This is a genomic window from Aliiroseovarius sp. (assembly GCF_965228805.1).
GTDB lineage: Bacteria > Pseudomonadota > Alphaproteobacteria > Rhodobacterales > Rhodobacteraceae > JASBTN01.
Genome location: NZ_CBDDIE010000003.1, coordinates 3,931,814 through 3,948,727, shown reverse-complemented (window position 1 = coordinate 3,948,727; position 16,914 = coordinate 3,931,814). Strand labels below are relative to the sequence as shown.

Genomic DNA, 16,914 nt, shown 5'->3' with positions numbered 1-16,914 from the left:
GGTTTTGCTGCCCTACGGGATATGGCGGTTCCGGTCGGGCGCCCGCCTAGATATAGTGCTGCTTACCACATCCATGCCGGAGATTCGTTATGCCCCTGACCCCCGAACAGCAAGCCGAGATCGACGAACAGCGCGCGCGGCCCAATCAGACCCTGCGGGTGGTCAGCGAGGGGATGGAAGCGCATCTCTACAAGGCGCATGAGGTGCTGGATCACGGGCTGGTGCGGGTCATCGACTATATGGGTGACGATAGCGCGATCTGCCAGGCCGCGCGGGTGAGCTACGGCAAGGGCACCAAGAGCGTGTCGAATGACGAAGGGCTCATCCGCTACCTGATGCGCCACTGGCATTCGACCCCGTTCGAGATGTGCGAGATCAAGCTGCATGTGAAACTGCCGGTCTTCGTGGCGCGCCAGTGGATCCGCCACCGCACGGCGAATGTGAACGAATACTCCGCGCGTTATTCGATCCTGGACCGCGAGTTCTATATCCCCGCCCCCGACCAGGTCGCCGCGCAGAGCGAGGTGAACAACCAGGGCCGCGGCGCTCTGCTGGAGGGCGAGGACGCCGCACGCGTGCTGGAAATCCTGAAGGCCGACAGCACCCGCGCCTATGACAATTACGAGGGCATGATCAACGACCAGGGCCTGGCACGGGAACTGGCGCGCATGAACCTGCCTGCGAATGTCTACACGCAATGGTACTGGAAGGTGGACCTGCACAACCTGTTCCACTTCCTGCGCCTGCGCGCCGACCACCACGCCCAATACGAGATCCGCGTCTATGCCGACGCTATCTGCAAGATCGTCGCCGACTGGGTGCCCGCCGCCTACAAAGCGTTCGAGGATTACCGCCTGGGTTCGGTCACCCTATCCGCGCAAATGGTCGACTGCGTGCGCCGGATCGCGGCGGGCGAAGAGGTCAGCCAGGAAGACAGCGGCATGTCGGCGCGCGAATGGCGCGAGTTTCAGGATGTGCTGAAGGGGGCGTAAGCCTGGTCAGATCGCGCCGCGCCCGTCGAGCGGATGCGAAGATGACTGTCACGCACCGCGCAGCGGCGCGGCGCCCGACCCTCCCCACGGGAGGGCGCTTTTGCAACGGATCAATCAGAACCGCCGTTCCGGATGGGACGGGCCGCATGCCCTACTTCCCGGTTCCCAAGCGCCCACCCAGGGTCGGACGCCGCCCCGCTGCGCTAAACTCCCCGGAACAAAAAAGGCCGCCCAAATGGGCGGCCTTTCGCAGTCTCGATGAGCCTAAACTCAGTCGACCAGGGTCAGGTCCACGGCCGACTGGCGGCCGTCGCGGCCTTCCTGCAGCTCGAAGCTGACCTTCTGGTTATCGGCCAGGCCGGTCAGGCCCGAGCGCTGCACGGCCGAGATGTGCACGAACACATCGTTGCCGCCGCCTTCCGGGGCGATGAAGCCGAAGCCTTTAGTTTCGTTGAACCATTTCACGGTGCCAGTGGCCATTCCGTCATTCCTTCTATTCATGTCGTCCACGGAGTTGCGACGACCTGGTAGCGCAGCGGTATCGATCCGGCTGCTTGGTAGAGGAGACGGTAGATAGTCGGTGGTACTCCCCACACATGGGCGCGCAGGATCGATATTGCAAGTTAAATAAATGTGTCAGACGACTTTCAGATCCGAGGCCAGCGGGCGGCCGTCGCGCCCCTCGCGCAATTCGTACTCGACTTTCTGGTTATCGGCGAGGCCGGTGAGGCCCGAGCGTTCGACGGCGGAAATATGGACAAAAACATCCTTGCCGCCATCCTCGGGCGCAATGAACCCGTAGCCTTTCGTCGTGTTGAACCATTTCACGGTGCCGCTGGGCATGTGAACTTCTCCCTGTCTAGTTATGCAGCCGTATCTTCAAACTTTCCGGCTGCCCCGATAGAAGGGGGCGGAGTTCGTGAATTGGCCTTATCGTGCGCGCAAGTTTGGAACGGATGGTCAGAAAAGCAAGTGAAACTATTGTGACGTGGGGGATGTGATGCGGATCTGGGGATTGAAGAGCTGTGACACCTGTCGAAAGGCGGTCAAGGAACTGACCGGAGCAGGGCATGAGCCTGACTATGTTGATGTGCGGGCGGACGGGGTTGAAGGCGCTGATCTTGAGCGGTTTTTCGCCGAGTTCGGTGAGGCTTTGGTCAATCGGCGCTCGACCACCTGGCGCGGGTTGAGCGAGGAAGACCGCGAGAGGCCCCCGGTTGAGCTGCTTTCCGCCCATCCAACCTTGATGAAGCGCCCGGTTGTGGAAGCGGGCGGTGTTCTGACCCTGGGCTGGGGCGCGAATGAGCGCGCCCAGTGGCTGGACAAATCGGTCTGAGCCCCCATCTGAGGGGAAACGAGCAGGAGTTTTATCATGCGAAACGCCGCACTTGTGCTGGGCATCATCGCCGGGATCTGGGGCATGCTGGTCGGGTTCTTCGGCTATGGCTATACCGAGTTCATCGACCATTTCGGTGAAATCCCGGACCTGGCGGAGCAGGTCGACCACCCCGAACGCATTCGCCTGTTCGGGCTGATCGCTCCGGTGCTGGCGATTGCGGGCGGGGCGATGGCGCGTTCGGTCGCGCTGGTGGGCGGCGGGCTGCTGCTGGCCTCGGCGGCTGGCATGTATTTCGCTTTCGGCTACGGTGTCTTCACCATGTTCCCGATCGCCATGGCGGGGCTGGGTGGCCTTCTGGCCCTCGCCGCCCGCCAGCCGGACCCGCACTGACCACCCCAAAAAATACACGCGGCCGGGGAGGACGCCCCCCGGCCGCGGCACTGACTTGCGCTCCTGAGCTGGAGGCGTACTCGTCACATCTCGGGTTGGTCGCGGCGCGCCAGGATGCGGTCCAGCGACAGGGGGCCTGCGCCTTTCACCACCAGCACGATCAGCGCGGTGACCCAGAACAGGCGCTGGTCCAGGATGACGCCGTCGGGCAGGCGGTCGAACCAGGCGCCCAGGGTGGCCACATGTTCGATGCCGCCATGGCCGTAGAGGTCGGTCAGGCTTTGCACCACGATGAAACCGATCATGCCGATCGACGCCAGGCGGGTGGCAAAGCCGACCAGCAAGAGCGCGGGCAGGATGAACTCGGCGAGCGTGCCTGCAGTGACCACGGCCCAGTGGAACAGCCCCAGCTGCGAGACGTCATAGCTGACCGCTTCCATCGCCTTCGGGAAGATCTGCGCATAGGCGCCCAGCGAGGGTTGCAGGATGCCGAAGATGCCGTCGCCGATCTTCAGCGTGGCGGAATGCCAGTAGTAGATCATCAGGGTGGCGAGCACGGTAAAGCGTGCCAGTGTGGGCAGCAGCCAATCGCCCTGGCGGTCGATCCTGTCAAAGATGGAATTGTGCAGGGAAATCAGAGCATTCATAAGGTCAGCCTTCCGTAATTCTTGCAATGGCGCCACCTGAGATCAGGGCGCCGAGTGTGGTGGTCAGGTCGAAGTTTGGCGCGGCGCGCTGGGCGGTGGCGAGGGCTTCGCCGAAGCTGTGTTTGGCCAGCGCTTCGATGAATTCCGCGCCGCCCGCGGGCAGCAAGGTGAGCTGCGGGTCGAGTTCGGGTCGGGTGATCAGCACGTCCTGTGCGGCGGGCGTGGGGGCAGGACCGCCCTGGTTGGTCGCCATCCAGACCGAATGGATCGGCCAGGGGGAGCGGACCACCCGCGTGGCCGGGGCAAGCTCCAGCCGTGCCGCCATCAGCCGATCCGGCGGCAGGTCTTGCAGCGCGGCGGGGTCGGCGGGCACTGCGTCGCCTGCGTGATAGCTTTCGCGCATCGCCTGTTCCAGGCGCGCGACATCGGGCAGGTAACCCAGGTGGGCGACTGGCTGAAAGCTGGACAGGAAGCCCGGGAAGGTCTCGCCATATTGCATCAGCATGGGTGAGCCGGGGGGTGATTGGCGCAGGAAGACCCCTGCCATGGCCTTGAAGAACTCGTCGCCGACCAGGGCGCGAATGGTGGGAAAGGCCTGCTCCAGTGCCTCGGTCAGGCTGACCGCGACATTGTTGCGATAGACGTCGAACCGCTTGCCGGCCCCGTCGCCGCGTGCATCAGACAGGCCGTCGGGCACGGGCTGGGCCGCGTCCATCATGGCCGCGCGGAATTGGGTCTGCGAGACGCTCATGCGGGCACCTTTTCGAGGTGGGCGGCGGCGCGGGCGGCCTCGGCTTCCAGAACGGGCCAGTCCGGCACATCCGTGTCCCATTCGATCAGGGTCGGGCGCGGTCCGCTGGCTGCGATGGTGTAGTCATAAAGCGCCCAGACCGGGTCGACCACTTCGCGCCCGTGGCTGTCGATCAGCAGGGGGCGGCCGTGGTCATCCTCGTCCTCGTCATGCCCGCCCAGGTGGATTTCCTGAACCAGGTCAAGCGGGTAGGCGTCGATATAGGCACGTGGGTCATAGCCCAGGTTGGTGGCGGAGACGAAGACGTTGTTCACATCCAGCAGCAACCCGCAGCCGGTGCGTTTGGCGATCTGGCGCAAAAAGTCGGGCTCTTCGATCGTGCTTTCCTCAAACGCCAGGTAGGAGGAGGGGTTCTCCAGCAGCATCTGGCGACCGATGGCATCCTGCAACTGGTCGATATGATCGGCGACGCGGTCCAGCGTGGACGCGGTATAGGGCAGGGGCAGCAGGTCGTTCAGGAAGGCGCCGTCATGGGTGGACCAGGCCAGGTGTTCGGAAAACACCGCCGGGTTCAGCCAGTCGACAAGGTGCTTGAGGCGGGCCAGATGGTCGCCATCCAGGGCGCCTTCGCCCCCGATGGACAGGCCAACGCCATGCACGGACATCGGGAATCTCTCGGCGAGGTGGCGCAGCTGCGCCAGCGGGCGCCCGCCGTCGCCCATGTAGTTTTCCGCGTGGATTTCCAGCCATTTGACCGATCCCGCATCACGGGTCAGATCGGCAAAATGTTGGGGTTTATAGCCAACGCCCGCCCCATTGGGCAGCGTCTTGGTCTGGGTCGTATCAAGCATGGTCTTCTCGCGGAAATAGGGGGTGTCCCCGGCCGCCAGGACGGGCCGGGGACGGTCGGATCACGACGCGGGCAGGTCGCGGTCCAGAGCTTCCAGCGAGCCCATGCGCGCGGAGCCATCGGCCATCGCGGGCAGCTCGATGTCGGCGCAGGTGCCGGCCGGGACCAGGGTCCAGGCGTTGCCCTGATAGTCGACGGTCGAGGTGCCGGCGCAGGTGGTGCCGGGGCCGGCGGCGCAGTCGTTCTGGCCCGCGAGCGAGACGCCGTAGCACTTCTCGTTGTCTTCGGCGGCGGCCGGCAGGGCGTGAGCGGTCACGGCAGCGGCAACGGCACCAGCAACGGCGAGAGTTTTCACATGGTTGGTCATTCGGACATCCTCTTGTTCGTATCCAGAAATTTGCACATCGCGTCTTGCGATGAAGAAGAGGTAGTCCGTCCAACCGATAACATGCCAATCACAGGACCGTGCTTGACGGCGCTGTTATGGGGTTGAAACAAACGATTTTGTGAATTGCGCGTGAGGGGTGGCAGGTCCTGCGGGCCCTGCAGACTTCCGGAATTTCAGAACTCCGGATTTGAGTGTGTGGGGTAAGGTCTTGAAAGAAAATAAAAACGGCCGGTGAATCTCTTCACCGGCCGATGGGAATTTTTCGCAGTGACGCGCGTGTCAGTTCACGCTCAGCCCTTCAAATCGGGCGCGGTGGCCTCTTCGGCCAGCTGCGAAACCACGTCCGCAAGGGCCAGAACCTTCGAATGTTTCTCGCCCAAACGGCGCATTGAAACAGTTCTGTCCTCGACCTCCTTCATGCCGACGGCCAGGATCACCGGAACCTTGCCCACGGAATGTTCGCGGACCTTGTAGTTGATCTTCTCGTTGCGAATGTCGGCCTCGGCACGGACACCGGCGGCGCGCAGCTCGGCCACGACCTCCTGCACGAAGTCATCCGCATCCGAGACGATCGAAGCGACCACAACCTGGCGCGGGGCGATCCAGAAGGGCAGCTTGCCCGCGTGGCTTTCGATCAGGATGCCGATGAAACGCTCGAAGCTGCCCAGCGTCGCGCGGTGCAGCATGACCGGCCGGTGCTTGGCGCCGTCTTCGCCAATATAGGTCGCATCCAGACGTTCCGGCAGCACGAAATCCACCTGAAGCGTGCCGCATTGCCAGTCGCGGCCAATGGCATCGGTCAGCACGAACTCCAGCTTCGGCCCGTAGAAAGCGCCTTCGCCCGGGTTCAGGCCCGGTTCGATCCCGGCAGCCCGGGTCGCGGCCAGCAGCGCGCTTTCGGACTTGTCCCAGACCTCGTCGGCGCCCGCGCGTTTTTCCGGGCGGTCCGAGAAGAGCACCTTGAACTCGGCAAAGCCAAGGTCGGTGTAGACCGACGACAGGAAGTCGATGAAACGCTTGGTTTCTTCCTCGATCTGATCCTCGGTGCAGAAGATATGGGCGTCATCCTGGGTAAAGCCGCGCACGCGCATGATGCCGTGCAGGGCGCCCGAGGGCTCATAGCGGTTGCAGCTGCCGAACTCGGCCATGCGCAGGGGCAGGTCGCGATAGGACTTGAGGCCCTGGTTGAAGATCTGCACGTGGCAGGGGCAGTTCATCGGTTTGAGCGCATTGACGGACTTCTCACGCGCGTGATCCTCGTCCACTTCGACGATGAACATGTGCTCCTGGTACTTGTCCCAGTGGCCGGAGGCTTCCCACAGCTTGCGGTCGACGACCTGGGGCGTGTTCACCTCGACATAGCCGCCCTTGGTCTGGGCGCGGCGCATGTAGTCCTGCAACGTGGTGTAAATGCTCCAGCCGTTCGGATGCCAGAAGATCTGGCCCGGCGCTTCCTCCTGCATGTGGAACAGGTCCATCTCGCGGCCCAGCTTGCGGTGGTCGCGTTTGGCGGCCTCTTCCAGCATCAGAAGGTGTTTCTTCAGCTCGTTCTTGTTCTGGAACGCCACGCCGTAGATACGCTGCAGCATCGGGCGGTCGCTGTCGCCACGCCAATAGGCGCCGGCGACGCTCATCAGTTTGAAGGCGTCGGCGGGCACCTGGCCGGTGTGCTGGAAATGCGGGCCGCGGCAGAGGTCCTGCCAGTCGCCATGCCAGTACATGCGAATGGGCTGGCCTTCGGGGATCATGCCGACCAGCTCGACCTTGTAGGGCTCACCGTTGGCCTCGTAATAGGCCACCGCACGGTCACGCTCCCACAGTTCCGTGGTCACCGGATCGCGGCGGTTGATGATTTCCTTCATCTTCGCTTCGATCTGGCCCAGGTCCTCGGGCGTAAAGGGCTCTTCGCGGTCGAAGTCGTAGTAGAAGCCATTATCAATGACCGGGCCGATCGTGACCTTCACGTCAGGCCAGATCTCCTGCACGGCGCGGGCCATGATATGGGCGCAGTCGTGCCGGATCAGTTCCAGCGCCTGCTCGTCGTCCTTCATGGTGTGAATGGCGATTTCGGCGTCGGCCTCGATGGGCCATTGCAGGTCCCAGTGCTGGCCGTTGACGGTGGCCGAGATGGCCTTTTTGGCCAGGGAGTTGGAAATCCCGGCTGCCACGTCTGCAGGGGTCACACCTGCGGCGAAGTCACGCGCATTGCCATCGGGAAAGGTCAGAGAGATTTGGGGGGAATCCAGGGCCATTGGCCAGTCTCCTCGTCAGTTTGGCGCCCACGGAACGCCCGGTTGCGGGTTATGTGTGGGCGCGTTTTGCGCCCAGTTGCCGCGATAGTCAAGGAGAGTGTTGCCCCGTGCGCGATTGAGGCGCGCGCGGGGCGGAATTGTCACGGGGGGTGTCAGGCGGCGCTGGCCTGCGGGGTGGACAGGGCGAAATCCCAGTAAAGCTCGCGCGTGCGTTTCGACAGTGGACCGATGCCCAGCTCGCGATCCTCGAGTTTCGAGACCGGCATGACCTTGGCGATATTGCCGGTGGCAAAGATCTCGTCGGCCCCACGGAAATCGTCCACGGTCAGGGAGGTTTCCACGACCTCGACCCCATCCGCGCGCAGAAGGCCGATCACCCGCTGGCGGGTCAAACCGTTCAGGAAGCAGCCTGTCGGCACCGGGGTAAAGACCACCCCGTCGCGGGCCAGGAAGACGTTGGTCGAGGCGGTTTCGGCCACATGCCCGTCGATATCCATCGACAGCGCGTTCGAGAAGCCGCGCGACCGGGCATAGGACATGATGCGCGCGTTATTGGCATAGAGCGATCCGGCCTTCGCCTCGGTCAGGGCCATGTCCTGGCGTGGGCGGGTATAGGGCGCGACGGTCAGCGAGAAACCTTCGATGTCGGGCATTGCCAGTTCCTCGATACAGACCGAGAAGGCGGTGGAGAAGGGGTTGGGCTCGATCAGGCCCGGCCCGCTATCACAGCTCCACATCATCGGGCGGATATAGAGCGTGGCGTCGGCCGGGAAGCGGGCCACGCCTTCACGCACGATGGCTTCGATTTCCGGGCCGGTGGTCACCGGTTCCATGTCCAGCGCCTGGGCCGAGCGCACCAGGCGGGCGCAATGCAGGTCCAGATCGGGCATGACCCCCTGGAACTTGCGCGCCCCGTCAAAGACCTGGCTGCCCAGCCAGGCGACGTGATCGGCGGCCTTGATCACGGGGATATTGCCCTCGTGCCAGCTGCCTTCGAACCAGGTGATGACGCGCCCTTTGCCGATAGCCATTTCGTGCCTCCTCTTCGCGATTGGGTTTCCCCAGTTTAACAGGCGAAGGAAAAATCTTCTTTTGAACTTTCGTCACTTTTGCTGGAATTCGAAATGAATATTTGCTTGAGTGGGTGAAAGCAAAAGGATCGTTTGTTATGCCTGATGGAGCGCAAAGCCTCAGCGATGCCGACCGCCGCATTCTGCGCGAATTGCAGAAGGACGGGCGGCAGTCGAATGCCCAGCTGGCCGAGCGGGTGGGCCTGTCGCCCAGCCAATGCTGGCAGCGGGTGCGCAAGCTGGAGGAATGCGGCGTCATTCGCGGCTATACCGCGCGGCTGGATCACGAGGCGATCGGCGTGCCGGAAACCGTGCTGTTGGAGATCGCGATGGAGCGCAACGAGGGCTTCGAGGTCGAAAAGGTCTGCGAGAAACTGGCGACCTTCCCCGAGGTGCTGGAGGTGCGCATGACCACCGGCGATTTCGACATTTTCGCCAAGGTGGTGGTGTCGGGTACACGGGGGTATGAGGCGTTCCTGAAGGAGCGGCTTTATCGGGTCGGGGGCGTGCGTCAGTCGCGGTCGGTGTTTTCGCTGAGGTGCTACAAGAACGAGACCTCGATGGTGCCCTAAGTTAGTGTATCGCCTGGAGCGGCGCAGCCGCGACGCGCCCGACCCTCCCCACGGGAGGGCGCTTTTCTGACGTCACGACATGCACAGACGTTTCGAAGGCTGTGATCGGATGCCACAACGCCCTGATGCGAATGCGCCCACCCAGGGTCGGGCGCGTCGCGGCTGCGCCGCTCTATCTTCCCCCACAGCCCCCTTTGCCTCCCCCAAAACCGCCGCTAAGGTCGCGCCAAAGGAAAGGATTACCATGTCAGCGCAATACCTCGACACCGCCCAGGGCCGCCGCATCGCTTATCACAAGACCGAAGGCCAGGGGCCGACCATCCTGTTCCTCTCTGGCCTGAAGTCGGACATGGAGGGCACCAAGGCCGTCGCGCTGGAAGCCTGGGCCAAGGCAAAGGGGCGCGCCTTCGTGCGGTTCGATTACTCGGGCCACGGGATCAGCTCGGGCGCGTTTGCCGAAGGCTCGATCGGCGACTGGCACGAGGACACGCTGGAGCTGGTCGAGAAGGTGATCGACGGGCCGATCGTCGCCGTCGGCAGCTCGATGGGCGGTTGGCAATCGCTGCTCCTGAGCCGCGCCCGCCCGAACCGGATCGCGGGGCTGGTCACCATCGCCGCCGCGCCGGATTTCACCGAGGACGGCTATTGGCAAGGGTTCAGCGATGAACAGAAATCGGCGCTGGAGCGCGATGGCTATGTCTCGATCCCGTCCGAGTATGACGAGGATTACATCATTACCAAGCGCCTGATCGAGGATGGGCGCGACCGGCTGGTGCTGCGTTCACCGCTGGTGCTGAACTTCCCGGTGCGTTTCCTGCAGGGGACCGAGGATACCGCCGTGCCGACCTCCCAGGCGATCCGCCTGTTGGAACACGCCGAGGGGCCGGACATGCGCCTGACCCTGGTCAAGGACGCGGATCACCGGTTCAGTGACGAAACCTGCCTGCGCCTGATCGAGAAGAGCGTGCAAAAAGTGCTGGAGCGCGGCTGATGCGGCTGTTGGGCAAGTTCCTTGGGCGGTTGTTGATCACGGTGATCGCCCTGGGGGCGGCCCTCTATGCCTTCGGGCCGCGTGAACCGGTCGACCTGACCGCGCCGCGCATTACCCTGGGGGCGGATCTGGACCAATGGTTGGCGGATCGCGAGGCGGTGTTTGACGACATCGTGCCAGGGACTGAAAAGCGTATCATCTGGGCTGGCGAGCCGGGGGAACGGTCGCAGGTTTCGGTGGTCTATCTGCACGGCTTTTCCGCCAGTTCCGAAGAGATCCGCCCGCTGCCCGACCAAGTGGCTGCAGCCTTGAGCGCGAACCTTTATTTTCCCCGCCTCGCAGGACATGGGCGCACGGGCGCAGCGCTGGCCGGGCCGGTGGTGAACGACTGGATCGTTGATCTGGCGGAAGCGATGGAGATCGGGCGGGCGATTGGGGATGAGGTGATCGTCATCGCGACCTCGACCGGGGGCACATTGGCCGCGCTGGGGGCTTTGGATGACGAGGTCTCGGCGCGGTTGAAAGGCATTGTCTTCCTGTCGCCGAACTTCCGCATCAAGGATCCGGCAGCGCGGCTCTTGACCCTGCCGCTGGCGCGCGATTACCTGCCGCGTCTGGCGGGGGAAATACGCTCATTCACCCCCAAGAACGCAGGCCATGCGCAGTTCTGGACCGAAAGCTACCCGACCGTGGCGCTTTTGCCGATGGCGGCAATGGTCAAGGCGGCGCGCGAGGCGGAGTATGGCGGGGTCGCGACGCCCGCCTTGTTCGTCTATTCTCCCGACGATCAGGTGATCGACGGGGCCGAGGTGGCCCGCGTGGCGGCGCGCTGGGGCGGGCCGGTGCGTGTCGAAACCGTTGCCCCGCAGGAGGGTATGGACCCGGACAACCACGTCATCGCGGGTGAGATCATGAGCCCGGCCATGACCGTGCCGCTGGGACGCCTGATCGTGGAATGGGCGTGGAAGCTGTAAGCGCGGATTGGGGCTTGCGAGCGGCGTGAAAGCGCGGCTATCTGGGGCAAAACAACACGAGGCAGGGCTGATGGAACCGCTTGTACTGGTCCCCGGAATGATGTGCGACGCGCGGGTTTTCGCACCTCAGATCAATGACTTGTCCCGTGATTTCGGGGTGCAGGTCGCGGCAATTTCGGCAGGCGAGACAATTCGCGACATGGCGCAGATGGTGCTGGACCAGGCGCCTGCGCGCTTTGCGCTGGCGGGGCATTCCATGGGCGGGATCGTCGCGATGGAGGTGCTGCGCCGGGCGCCGGAGCGGGTGAGCCGGATTGCGCTGATCTCGACCACGCCGCTGGCCGAAACGCCGGAACAGGCCGCCTGGCGCGAGCCGCATATCGTCAAGGCGCAGGCCGGGCGGTTGGACGAGGCGATGGCGGGATCGCTGCCCGCTGACAATTTCGCGCCCACCCCCGCGCGCAATGCCATCCTGCAAACCGTGATCGACATGGCCTACGGCTTTGGCGCCGACTGTTTCATCCGCCAGTCCCGTGCCCTGCAACGGCGGCCGGATGCGCAGAAAGTGTTGCGCCAGACCAAAGTGCCGACGCTGATCCTGTGCGGGGCGCATGACAAGATGACGCCGGTGAAACGGCATGAGTTCATGGCCGAGCTGATCCCGGTGGCGCGGCTGGAGGTGCTGGCGGCGGCGGGGCATATGCCGACCTTGGAGGCGCCGGAGCAGGTTACGACCGCGCTGAGGGCCTGGATGAAGGAACCGCTGACGCTGCGGTGAGGGGCTACGCGCGCCAGTGGTGTAGCCTATCTCGCACGGCGAAGCCGGGCGGCGCCCGACCCTCCCCACGGGAGGGCGCTTTTGCAACGTCTCAACCAGAATGGCCGTGTCATCTGTGGCAGTCAGGGTGCTTTAAATCCTCGTTTCCAAGCGCCCACCCAGGGTTGGGCGCCACCCGGCTTCGCCTATGTTTGGAAACAAAAAAAGGCGCCCCGCAGGACGCCTTTTCCGAAAACTCCGATCCGGCTCAGACCGCCTTCAGCTTGGCCTTCCTCTTCTTCGCAGCCTGGGCGGCGTGGCGGCCCTTGTTGGCGTCGATGAACTCCAGCACCAGCGGGCGGATGTTGCGGCGCCAGGACTTGCCGGCGAAGATGCCGTAGTGACCCGCGCCCGGCTCGCGGTGGCTGGCCTTCTTGTCGTCAGGCAGACCGGTGCAGAGCTCCAGCGCGGCGACGCATTGGCCCGGCGCGGTAATGTCATCGGCCTCGCCCTCGACGGTTTTCACGGCTACATCGGTGATCTTGCCGATATCGACCTTGTGGCCGTTCACGGTGAACTCGTTCTTGGCGATCTCGAGGTTCTTGAACACGCGTTCCACCGTCGACAGGTAAAACTCGGCGGTCATGTCCATGACGGCCAGGTATTCGTCATAGAACTTGTTGTGCTTGTCGTGGTCCGAGGCTTCGCCCTTGGCCACGCGCATCATCTGGTCGGCAAAGGCCTTGGAGTGGTTTTCCGCGTTCATCGACATGAAGCCTGCCAGCTGCAACAGGCCCGGATAGACCATGCGTCCCGCGCCCTTGTATTTGAAGCCGACGCGCTGGATGGCCATTTCCTCAAGCTGGCCCATGGTCACGCGGGCGCCGAAATCGGTCACGTCGGTGGCGGCGGCATCCGGGTTGATCGGGCCGCCGATCAGGGTCAGCGTCTGCGGCTGCGCCTCGGGGTCGATCTCGGCCAGATAAGCGGTGGCGGCGAGCGTCAGCGGCGCAGGCTGGCACACGGCGATCACGTTGATGTCCGGCCCCAGGTGTTTCATGAAATCGACAAGATAGAGCGTGTAGTCTTCGACATCGAACTTGCCTTCGGACACGGGAATATCACGCGCGTTATGCCAATCGGTCACGTAGACATCGCAATCGGGCAGCAGGCTTTTCACGGTCGAGCGCAGCAGGGTCGCGTAATGGCCCGACATCGGGGCGACCAGAAAGACGCGGCGCTCCATCGGGCCGCGGTCGTTCACGGGGAAATGGATCAGGTCGCCGAAGGGGCGTTCCACCAGCTTGTGCACGGTGACGATATGGTCGCGCCCGTCTGCGCCGGGGATGCTGTCGATGCCCCAGTCCGGTTTGCAGACCATGCGGTGGAACGAGCGTTCGGTCACCTCGCCCCAGGCGGCCATCATCTGGAAGAACGGGCCCGGGAACATCGAGGTCGCAGGGTAGGAACCCATGGCCGATGCGGTCGCACCGAGCCATTGATTCGTGTTGCGAATGGTCTCCATCAGGTCGTAGGTGGCCATGTAGCGCATTCAATTTACCCTTTGCTTTTTGGCTTGCGGCTCCGTTATGCCTTAAATTGCAAGGCATGAATGTAAGATGCTGCAAGTGCAGCAAGACTAGAGCGGAAATTTGAATATGACAACTGATCAAAAATCGCCGGGAGATGTCACGGGTGTGGACACGGACAGGTTGAGCGCCAATCTCGCCCGGATCGAAGAGTTGTCAACGCGACTTAGCCGCGCAATGGCTGACCGCAAGGGCGTGCGCCAGAGCCTGCAGGGGCCGGGGCAGGAGCTCTACATGAAGGCAATGACCGCCTACATGTCCGAGATGATGAACAACCCGGGCAAGATGCTGGAACATCAGATCCAGTGGTGGGGCAAGACGCTGAAACATGCGGTCGATGCCCAGCACGCCCTGGCCGGTGTCCATGCCCCCGAGGACGAAACTCCGAAAGACCCGCGCTTTGCCAATCCGCTGTGGGAAACCCATCCGTTCTACAACTTCATGAAACAGCAGTACCTGTTCGGCGCCGAGGCGATCGAAGGGGCCATCGATGCATTGGAGGGGTTGGATCCCACCGACAAGAAACGCTTGGACTATTTCGGTAAGCAGATCGTCGACATGCTGGCACCGACCAACTTCCTGGCCACCAACCCCGACGCGCTGGAAAAGGCGATCGAGACAGAAGGGCAGAGCCTGGTCGACGGGCTTGAGAACCTGGTGCGCGACCTGGAGGCCAATGACGGTGAGTTGCTGGTGCGCCTGGCCGATGAGGACGCCTTTGAAGTGGGCCAGAACATTGCCACCACCCCCGGCGAGGTCGTGTTCCGCAACCGCATGCTGGAGCTGATCCAATACACGCCCACCACCGAAGAGGTGCATGCCACCCCACTGATCATCTTCCCGCCCTGGATCAACAAGTTCTACATCATGGACCTGAAGGAGAAGAACAGCCTGATCAAGTGGATCGTCGATCAGGGCTTCACGCTCTTCGTGGTCAGCTGGGTGAACCCCGACCCGTCCTATGCCGACGTAGGCATGGATACTTATGTCGAAGAGGGCTATCTGGCTGCCATTGACCAGGTGAAGAAGATCACCAAGCAGAAGAAGGTCAACACGGTCGGCTACTGCATCGCCGGGACCACCCTGTCGCTGACCTTGTCTTTGATGAAAAAGCGTGGCGACAAGTCGGTGAGCTCTGCCACCTTCTTTACCACCATGACCGACTTCTCGGACCCGGGCGAAGTGGGCGTCTTCCTGGATGATGATTTCCTGGACGGGATCGAGGCCGAGGTGACCCAGAAGGGCATGTTGGACAAGTTCTTCATGTCACGCACCTTCTCGTATCTGCGCTCGAACGACCTGATCTACGGTCCGGCGATCAAGAGCTACATGCTGGGCCAGACCCCGCCGGCCTTTGATCTGCTCTACTGGAACGGCGACGGCACCAACCTGCCCGGGCGCATGACGGTGGAATACCTGCGCGGCCTGTGTCAGCACGACCGGTTCGCCAAGGGGGATTTTCCGCTGATGGGTGAAAGCCTGGCCCTGTCGGATGTCGACGTGCCGCTTTGCGCCGTGGCCTGCGAGACCGACCATATCGCCGCCTGGAAAGCTTCCTATAACGGGGTGCGTCAGATGGGATCGAAGAACAAGACCTTCATCCTGTCGCAAAGCGGCCATATCGCCGGCATCGTGAACCCGCCGTCGAAGAAGAAATACGGCCATTATACCAACGCCGATTGGCTCGATAGCCCTGAGGATTGGCAGGCAGGTGCGACCTTCCACGAAGGGTCCTGGTGGCCGCGTTGGGGCGAATGGCTGGCGGCCAAGTCGGGCAAGATGGTGCCAGCTCGCGTTCCGGGTGATTCGGGTGCGGCACCTCTCGCCCCGGCACCGGGCACCTATGTGAAGGCGCGGCCAAACCGTTGATTTTCTTGAATTCGTAAAAACTTCACATGCTGCAGCGCAGAAAAGGCTTGATTTTCTGCGCTGCAGCATACATCTTTCTCGCAGTTGCAGAACCAAACGCACGAACATAACCGGGCCGACAGGTCCGACGCACTGGAGAAGACCAATGTCGAAGACCCAAGACTACTCGAAAATGATGCAGGAAATGATGGGCGCGTTCCCCGTGGACATGTCCGCCATCCAGGATGCTTTCAAGAACCAGGCTGCCCTGGGCGAAAAGCTGGCCAAGGTGACCCTGGAAGCCGCTGACAAATCGGCCGAGATCTCGACCAAGTGGACCAAGGAAACCCTCGCCAAGATGGGTGACGTGGCTGCCGCCAAGGAAGACGCCGCCGACTACACCAAGTCGATGACCGACTTCGCTTCGGCCCAGGCCGAGCTGGCCGCCGAAAACATGGCCGCCTTCGCTGAAGTTGCCAAGAAAGTTCAGGCCGAGACCGTCGAACTGATGCTGGCCGCTGGCAAGGACATGGGCGAAGAAGCCCAGGCTGCCGTCAAGAAGGCCACCGAGGAAGTCTCGAAGGCCGCCAAGAAGGCCACCTCGAAGTAATCGAGGCGGGGCCGCGCGCCCCGACCCAGGACAGCGATCACCGGCCTCCTCCTCCATGATGGCCTGATCGCTTCCTCCCTGACAGGGGCGGATCCGCAAGGATCCGCCCTTTTGTTTTCCATACGGCTGCGTATGCGAATATTTCTGCGCAGCGCTTGCTTTCTCTTTCTGCACTGGCGTAGGCTTTCGCTGCACCGCGACAGACGGATGCAGTTGCCTTGGGGAGGGCGCAATGAGCAAAGATGACCAACCGCTGCTGATCAAACGCTATGCCAGCAGGCGGCTCTATAACACCGAGACCTCGGATTACGTGACCCTGGATGACATTGCCGGTTTCATCCGCGATGGGCGTGAGGTGCAGATCATCGACCTGAAGTCGGGCGACGACCTGACGCGGCAATACCTGTTGCAGATCATCGCCGAACATGAAAGCCGCGGCGAGAACGTGCTGCCGGTGGATGTGCTGACCGACCTGGTGCGCAGCTATACCACCCAGGCGCAGAGTGTCGTGCCGCAATTCCTGGCCGCCAGTTTCGAAATGCTGCGCGAAGGCCAGTCCAAGATGATGGAAGGCATGACCATGGGCGGCATGCCCAACCCGATGGCTAAAATGCCTGGTTTCGAAGCGATGCAGGCCCAGCAGGAGGCCTTCATGAAGGCGATGATGGGTGCCTGGCCCGGTACGGGTGGTTCTGCGGGGGGCAGCTCTGCCCCGGCGCAGGACGAGGAAAAGGCCGAGGATCTGGACGAGATCAAGAAGCAGCTGGCGGAGTTGCAGGCGAAACTCTCTGGCCTGAGCTGAGGGTTCCGCCAGCCCGTGAGGCGCTGACGCGCCCTCCTTGGCTGTCGGGGCGGGGGCCGCGCTGCGCGCGGCGTCGCTGCGCTCCATTTTTT

At 62.9% G+C, this 16,914-nt stretch carries 19 protein-coding genes; 10 read left to right on the top strand and 9 right to left on the bottom strand.

What is annotated here, in order from left to right; genetic code table 11:
- Positions 1-89 precede the first annotated feature (89 nt).
- The gene (gene thyX / locus ACO07D_RS20520; RefSeq protein ID WP_421704786.1) at positions 90-992 is read left to right on the top strand and encodes an FAD-dependent thymidylate synthase; all 903 of its coding nucleotides are present in this window, start codon (positions 90-92) and stop codon (positions 990-992) included.
- Positions 993-1,262: 270 nt separating this feature from the next.
- On the opposite strand, the gene ACO07D_RS20515 is transcribed toward thyX, so the two are convergent.
- Together ACO07D_RS20515 and ACO07D_RS20510 are read right to left on the bottom strand one after the other, a co-directional pair.
- A complete protein-coding gene (locus ACO07D_RS20515; protein ID WP_421704785.1) occupies positions 1,263-1,472 on the bottom strand; it encodes a cold-shock protein in 210 nt (69 codons plus the stop codon).
- A gap of 156 nt (positions 1,473-1,628) precedes the next feature.
- Positions 1,629-1,835 (bottom strand): cold-shock protein, encoded by a 207-nt coding sequence (locus tag ACO07D_RS20510; RefSeq protein ID WP_421704784.1) that lies wholly within the window; start codon positions 1,833-1,835, stop codon positions 1,629-1,631.
- 157 nt (positions 1,836-1,992) lie between these two features.
- Here ACO07D_RS20510 and ACO07D_RS20505 point away from each other — a divergent pair, with 157 nt between their 5' ends.
- Together ACO07D_RS20505 and ACO07D_RS20500 are read left to right on the top strand one after the other, a co-directional pair.
- Positions 1,993-2,328, top strand: a complete 336-nt coding sequence (locus ACO07D_RS20505; RefSeq protein ID WP_421704783.1) for an arsenate reductase family protein — start codon at positions 1,993-1,995, stop codon at positions 2,326-2,328.
- A 36-nt stretch (positions 2,329-2,364) separates the two neighbouring features.
- Positions 2,365-2,721, top strand: a complete 357-nt coding sequence (locus ACO07D_RS20500) for a hypothetical protein (protein WP_421704782.1) — start codon at positions 2,365-2,367, stop codon at positions 2,719-2,721.
- A gap of 83 nt (positions 2,722-2,804) precedes the next feature.
- Here the strand turns inward: ACO07D_RS20500 and ACO07D_RS20495 are convergent, their stop codons facing one another.
- The 6 genes from ACO07D_RS20495 to ACO07D_RS20470 all read right to left on the bottom strand — a co-directional run bounded on the left by ACO07D_RS20495 (position 2,805) and on the right by ACO07D_RS20470 (position 8,640).
- Complete coding sequence (locus ACO07D_RS20495; protein WP_421704781.1) at positions 2,805-3,368, bottom strand: DoxX family protein; 564 nt, start codon at positions 3,366-3,368, stop codon at positions 2,805-2,807.
- A gap of 4 nt (positions 3,369-3,372) precedes the next feature.
- Entirely contained in the window at positions 3,373-4,119 is a 747-nt protein-coding gene (locus tag ACO07D_RS20490; RefSeq protein ID WP_421704780.1) for a DNA-binding domain-containing protein, read from the bottom strand.
- Positions 4,116-4,970 (bottom strand): DUF692 domain-containing protein, encoded by an 855-nt coding sequence (locus ACO07D_RS20485; protein ID WP_421704779.1) that lies wholly within the window; start codon positions 4,968-4,970, stop codon positions 4,116-4,118. The genes ACO07D_RS20490 and ACO07D_RS20485 overlap by 4 nt, the downstream gene beginning before the upstream one ends.
- 60 nt (positions 4,971-5,030) lie before the next feature.
- The gene (locus tag ACO07D_RS20480; RefSeq protein WP_421704778.1) at positions 5,031-5,336 is read right to left on the bottom strand and encodes a DUF2282 domain-containing protein; all 306 of its coding nucleotides are present in this window, start codon (positions 5,334-5,336) and stop codon (positions 5,031-5,033) included.
- A gap of 311 nt (positions 5,337-5,647) precedes the next feature.
- A complete protein-coding gene (gene thrS / locus ACO07D_RS20475; RefSeq protein WP_421704777.1) occupies positions 5,648-7,609 on the bottom strand; it encodes a threonine--tRNA ligase in 1,962 nt (653 codons plus the stop codon).
- A 152-nt stretch (positions 7,610-7,761) separates the two neighbouring features.
- Complete coding sequence (locus ACO07D_RS20470; RefSeq protein ID WP_421704776.1) at positions 7,762-8,640, bottom strand: branched-chain amino acid aminotransferase; 879 nt, start codon at positions 8,638-8,640, stop codon at positions 7,762-7,764.
- Between the two features lie 137 nt (positions 8,641-8,777).
- Here ACO07D_RS20470 and ACO07D_RS20465 point away from each other — a divergent pair, with 137 nt between their 5' ends.
- From ACO07D_RS20465 to ACO07D_RS20450, 4 genes are all read left to right on the top strand, one after another.
- A complete protein-coding gene (locus tag ACO07D_RS20465; protein WP_421704775.1) occupies positions 8,778-9,251 on the top strand; it encodes an Lrp/AsnC family transcriptional regulator in 474 nt (157 codons plus the stop codon).
- A 244-nt stretch (positions 9,252-9,495) separates the two neighbouring features.
- Positions 9,496-10,242 (top strand): alpha/beta fold hydrolase, encoded by a 747-nt coding sequence (locus ACO07D_RS20460; RefSeq protein ID WP_421704774.1) that lies wholly within the window; start codon positions 9,496-9,498, stop codon positions 10,240-10,242.
- The gene (locus tag ACO07D_RS20455; RefSeq protein ID WP_421704773.1) at positions 10,242-11,216 is read left to right on the top strand and encodes an alpha/beta hydrolase; all 975 of its coding nucleotides are present in this window, start codon (positions 10,242-10,244) and stop codon (positions 11,214-11,216) included. The genes ACO07D_RS20460 and ACO07D_RS20455 overlap by 1 nt, the downstream gene beginning before the upstream one ends.
- A 70-nt stretch (positions 11,217-11,286) precedes the next feature.
- The gene (locus ACO07D_RS20450; protein ID WP_421704772.1) at positions 11,287-11,994 is read left to right on the top strand and encodes an alpha/beta fold hydrolase; all 708 of its coding nucleotides are present in this window, start codon (positions 11,287-11,289) and stop codon (positions 11,992-11,994) included.
- Positions 11,995-12,241: 247 nt separating this feature from the next.
- Here the strand turns inward: ACO07D_RS20450 and phaZ are convergent, their stop codons facing one another.
- A complete protein-coding gene (phaZ, locus tag ACO07D_RS20445; RefSeq protein ID WP_421704771.1) occupies positions 12,242-13,525 on the bottom strand; it encodes a polyhydroxyalkanoate depolymerase in 1,284 nt (427 codons plus the stop codon).
- Between the two features lie 106 nt (positions 13,526-13,631).
- On the opposite strand from phaZ, the gene ACO07D_RS20440 reads away from it, so the two are divergent.
- The 3 genes from ACO07D_RS20440 (at position 13,632) to phaR (ending at position 16,822) form a co-directional block, all read left to right on the top strand.
- Entirely contained in the window at positions 13,632-15,431 is a 1,800-nt protein-coding gene (locus tag ACO07D_RS20440; protein ID WP_421704770.1) for a PHA/PHB synthase family protein, read from the top strand.
- 145 nt (positions 15,432-15,576) lie between these two features.
- Positions 15,577-16,020 (top strand): Phasin, encoded by a 444-nt coding sequence (locus ACO07D_RS20435; protein ID WP_421704769.1) that lies wholly within the window; start codon positions 15,577-15,579, stop codon positions 16,018-16,020.
- A 232-nt stretch (positions 16,021-16,252) separates the two neighbouring features.
- Positions 16,253-16,822 carry a polyhydroxyalkanoate synthesis repressor PhaR gene (gene phaR, locus ACO07D_RS20430; RefSeq protein WP_421704768.1) on the top strand — a complete coding sequence of 190 codons (570 nt, stop codon included), beginning with the start codon at positions 16,253-16,255 and terminating at the stop codon, positions 16,820-16,822.
- Positions 16,823-16,914 lie beyond the last annotated feature (92 nt).

Coding starts and splice junctions, on each gene's coding strand:
- ACO07D_RS20480 (WP_421704778.1), bottom strand. CDS start 5,336: ATGACCAACCATGTGAAAACTCTCGCCGTTGCTGGTGCCGTTGCCGCT.
- phaZ (WP_421704771.1), bottom strand. CDS start 13,525: ATGCGCTACATGGCCACCTACGACCTGATGGAGACCATTCGCAACACG.
- ACO07D_RS20495 (WP_421704781.1), bottom strand. CDS start 3,368: ATGAATGCTCTGATTTCCCTGCACAATTCCATCTTTGACAGGATCGAC.
- ACO07D_RS20440 (WP_421704770.1), top strand. CDS start 13,632: ATGACAACTGATCAAAAATCGCCGGGAGATGTCACGGGTGTGGACACG.
- ACO07D_RS20515 (WP_421704785.1), bottom strand. CDS start 1,472: ATGGCCACTGGCACCGTGAAATGGTTCAACGAAACTAAAGGCTTCGGC.
- ACO07D_RS20505 (WP_421704783.1), top strand. CDS start 1,993: ATGCGGATCTGGGGATTGAAGAGCTGTGACACCTGTCGAAAGGCGGTC.
- ACO07D_RS20450 (WP_421704772.1), top strand. CDS start 11,287: ATGGAACCGCTTGTACTGGTCCCCGGAATGATGTGCGACGCGCGGGTT.
- ACO07D_RS20490 (WP_421704780.1), bottom strand. CDS start 4,119: ATGAGCGTCTCGCAGACCCAATTCCGCGCGGCCATGATGGACGCGGCC.
- ACO07D_RS20435 (WP_421704769.1), top strand. CDS start 15,577: ATGTCGAAGACCCAAGACTACTCGAAAATGATGCAGGAAATGATGGGC.
- phaR (WP_421704768.1), top strand. CDS start 16,253: ATGAGCAAAGATGACCAACCGCTGCTGATCAAACGCTATGCCAGCAGG.
- ACO07D_RS20460 (WP_421704774.1), top strand. CDS start 9,496: ATGTCAGCGCAATACCTCGACACCGCCCAGGGCCGCCGCATCGCTTAT.
- thyX (WP_421704786.1), top strand. CDS start 90: ATGCCCCTGACCCCCGAACAGCAAGCCGAGATCGACGAACAGCGCGCG.
- ACO07D_RS20485 (WP_421704779.1), bottom strand. CDS start 4,970: ATGCTTGATACGACCCAGACCAAGACGCTGCCCAATGGGGCGGGCGTT.
- ACO07D_RS20510 (WP_421704784.1), bottom strand. CDS start 1,835: ATGCCCAGCGGCACCGTGAAATGGTTCAACACGACGAAAGGCTACGGG.
- thrS (WP_421704777.1), bottom strand. CDS start 7,609: ATGGCCCTGGATTCCCCCCAAATCTCTCTGACCTTTCCCGATGGCAAT.
- ACO07D_RS20470 (WP_421704776.1), bottom strand. CDS start 8,640: ATGGCTATCGGCAAAGGGCGCGTCATCACCTGGTTCGAAGGCAGCTGG.
- ACO07D_RS20465 (WP_421704775.1), top strand. CDS start 8,778: ATGCCTGATGGAGCGCAAAGCCTCAGCGATGCCGACCGCCGCATTCTG.
- ACO07D_RS20500 (WP_421704782.1), top strand. CDS start 2,365: ATGCGAAACGCCGCACTTGTGCTGGGCATCATCGCCGGGATCTGGGGC.
- ACO07D_RS20455 (WP_421704773.1), top strand. CDS start 10,242: ATGCGGCTGTTGGGCAAGTTCCTTGGGCGGTTGTTGATCACGGTGATC.